Origin of the sequence: Paenibacillus sp. EKM212P (assembly GCF_011066115.1) — a bacterium.
Classification (GTDB): Bacteria; Bacillota; Bacilli; order Paenibacillales; family Paenibacillaceae; genus Paenibacillus; species Paenibacillus polymyxa_B.
Window position 1 is genome coordinate 1 of record NZ_JAAMNR010000078.1, and the last position, 259, is coordinate 259.

Consider the following 259-nt stretch of genomic DNA (forward strand, 5'->3'; position numbering starts at 1 on the left):
GCGGACGTGGCTCAGCGGTAGAGCATCGCCTTGCCAAGGCGAGGGTCGCGGGTTCGATTCCCGTCGTCCGCTCCATTATCCATACGGCGCCATAGCCAAGTGGTAAGGCAAAGCTCTGCAAAAGCTTCATTCCCCAGTTCAAATCTGGGTGGCGCCTTGACTACTCATTATGGAATTTAATATGCGCCCTTAGCTCAGCTGGATAGAGCGTTTGACTACGAATCAAAAGGCCGGGAGTTCGAATCTCTCAGGGCGCGCC

At 55.2% G+C, this 259-nt stretch carries 3 tRNA genes; all 3 read left to right on the forward strand.

Annotation, left to right across the window (positions count from 1 at the left end):
- The 3 genes from G9G54_RS25105 (at position 1) to G9G54_RS25115 (ending at position 257) form a co-directional block, all read left to right on the forward strand.
- Positions 1 to 75, forward strand: a tRNA-Gly gene (locus G9G54_RS25105).
- A 10-nt stretch (positions 76 to 85) separates the two neighbouring features.
- Positions 86 to 157: transfer RNA gene (locus tag G9G54_RS25110), tRNA-Cys, on the forward strand.
- A gap of 26 nt (positions 158 to 183) precedes the next feature.
- Positions 184 to 257, forward strand: a tRNA-Arg gene (locus G9G54_RS25115).
- Positions 258 to 259: the final 2 nt, after the last annotated feature.